Genomic DNA, 2,496 nt, shown 5'->3' with positions numbered 1-2,496 from the left:
TGTTGATTGTCACTGAGAACTGACCCGGTAGCCCTATAAATTGTCACTGAGAATTGACCCATGTGAACACACTTCCCCGACGGTTTTGGTTGGGGGGATTAGGAGTGATCGACATGGGATTTTTGAGTGTCATTCGACGCTGGGCATTGCGTGACAAAATGCCAATCAGGGAGATTGCCCGGCGGACGGGTTTGTCTCGGAACACGATCAAGAAGTATCTGCGTGAAGGTGCGGTGGAACCGCAGTTCAAGACGCCCAAGCGTCCAAGCAAGCTGGACCCCTACGCGGATCGGCTGTCAGCCTGGCTTTTAATCCAGACGCGGAAGTCACGCAAAGAGCGGCGGACAGTGAAGCAAATGCATGCTGATCTTGTGAAGCTGGGATATAATGGTTCCTATGAACGCGTGGCAGCTTTCGCCCGGGCATGGCGTGAAGATCGGCATCGAGCGGAACAGACGACGGGGCGCGGCACCTACGTGCCTTTGGTGTTCGCGCCCGGCGAAGCCTTCCAATTCGATTGGAGCGAGGACTGGGCCAACATCGGCGGTGAGCGCGTCAAACTTCAGGTCGCTCATATCAAGCTATCGCACAGCCGCGCTTTCTTGGTGCGGGCCTACCCGCTGCAAACGCACGAGATGCTGTTTGACGCCCACTGGCATGCATTCCGCGTGTTCGGCGGTGTGCCTGGTCGCGGGATCTATGACAATATGAAGACCGCCGTTGATCGTGTGGGCAAAGGCAAGCAGCGGGACGTCAATGCACGCTTCAAGGCTATGGCCAGCCACTACGTGTTTGAGCCCGAGTTCTGCAATCCGGCGGCCGGTTGGGAGAAAGGCCAGGTTGAGAAGAACGTGCAGGATGCGCGCAACCGCATGTGGCAGGTCATGCCGGTCTGCGCCGATCTGGCAGAGCTGAACCAATGGCTTGAAGATCGCTGTATCGCCCTTTGGACAGAGACGCCGCACAAGGCTTTGCCGGGGTCCATCGCTGACGTGTGGGAGGCCGAGAAGCCTACGCTGATGGCACTGCCGCCGGCATTCGATGGCTTTATCGAACACAGTAAGCGTGTGTCACCCACATGCCTGATCACTTTCGAACGCAATCGCTACAGCGTTCCCGCCAGCTTTGCGAACCGCCGTGTCAGTTTGCATGTCTATCCCGAACGGCTGATCGTGGTCGCTGAAGGGCAAACGGTTTGCAAGCATGCGCGGATCATCGAGCGGTCTCATCGCAAGCCCGGCAAGGTCATCTATGACTGGCGCCACTATCTCGCTGTTATCCAACGCAAACCGGGCGCACTTCGGAATGGTGCGCCGTTCACGGAGATGCCGGATGCCTTCCGTCAATTGCAGGATCACATGCTGCGTAAAGAAGGCGGTGACCGAGAGATGGTCGACATTCTGTCTTTGGTCCTTCAGCACAACGAAGAGGACGTTTTGTGTGCAGTGGAGCTGGCACTTGAAGCAGGCGTCCCCACCAAGACGCACATCCTGAACCTGTTGCATCGATTGATCGACCGCAGACCGACAGATCACCCCGAGGTCGATCCGCCGGACGCACTGGCATTGCAGACAACGCCAGTGGCCAACGTCGGTCGCTATGACGGGTTGCGACAGACTGAGGAGAAGCGCCATGCGTCATGACCCAGCAGGAGCCTCTATCGTCATCATGCTGCGCAGTCTTAAGCTCTATGGCATGGCAAATGCGATTGAAGACTTGGTCGCCCAGGGCGCGCCAGCGTTCGAAGCTGCCACACCAATGCTGTCACAGCTGCTCAAGGCCGAGATCGCCGAACGCGAGGTACGGTCCATCGCCTACCACACGAAGGTCGCCCGCTTCCCCGCATACAAGGATCTGACGGGCTTCGACTTTGCATCGAGTGAGATCAACGAAGCGACAGTGCGGCAGCTACACCGATGCGAGTTTATCGAAGCGGCCGAGAATGTCGTTTTGATCGGCGGTCCCGGAACGGGCAAGAGCCACACAGCCACAGCAATCGGCGTCCAAGCCATCGAACATCACCGGCGTAAGGTGCGCTTCTTCTCGACCGTGGAATTGGTCAACGCGCTGGAGCAGGAGAAGGCGCTTGGTAAGGCAGGGAAACTGGCTGAGATGCTGACGAAGGTCGACTTGGTCATCTTGGACGAACTCGGCTACCTGCCGTTCAGTTCATCTGGCGGGGCGCTGCTCTTCCATCTGCTCAGCAAGCTCTACGAGCGCACCAGCGTCATCATCACCACAAACCTCAGCTTCTCAGAATGGGCGCAGGTCTTCGGGGATGCAAAGATGACAACCGCGCTCCTCGATAGGCTGACTCACCGCTGCCACATCCTCGAAACCGGAAACGACAGCTACCGCTTCAAGGCCAGCGCTGAGGCTGCAAAAAAAACACGAAAGGAGGCCAAAACATTGACCGCGTCATAAACCACGACGCATAACTGAGGGTGGGTCAAATCTCGGTGAAAATACCGGGTCAGTTCTCAGTGACAATCAACA

Annotated in this window: 2 protein-coding genes; both read left to right on the top strand. The window is 57.4% G+C overall.

The annotated features are described in order from the left end of the window. Positions 1-113: 113 nt before the first annotated feature. A complete protein-coding gene (gene istA, locus NIT7645_RS11350) occupies positions 114-1,643 on the top strand; it encodes an IS21 family transposase (RefSeq protein ID WP_110732346.1) in 1,530 nt (509 codons plus the stop codon). Next, positions 1,633-2,424: an IS21-like element helper ATPase IstB gene (istB, locus tag NIT7645_RS11345; protein ID WP_050687164.1), complete on the top strand. Its 792-nt coding sequence runs from the start codon at positions 1,633-1,635 to the stop codon at positions 2,422-2,424. Before istA ends, istB begins: the two co-directional genes overlap by 11 nt. Positions 2,425-2,496 lie beyond the last annotated feature (72 nt).

The sequence above is a fragment of the Phaeobacter italicus genome (assembly GCF_001258055.1).
Classification (GTDB): Bacteria; Pseudomonadota; Alphaproteobacteria; order Rhodobacterales; family Rhodobacteraceae; genus Phaeobacter; species Phaeobacter italicus.
This window is presented reverse-complemented; position numbering and strand designations above follow the sequence as displayed.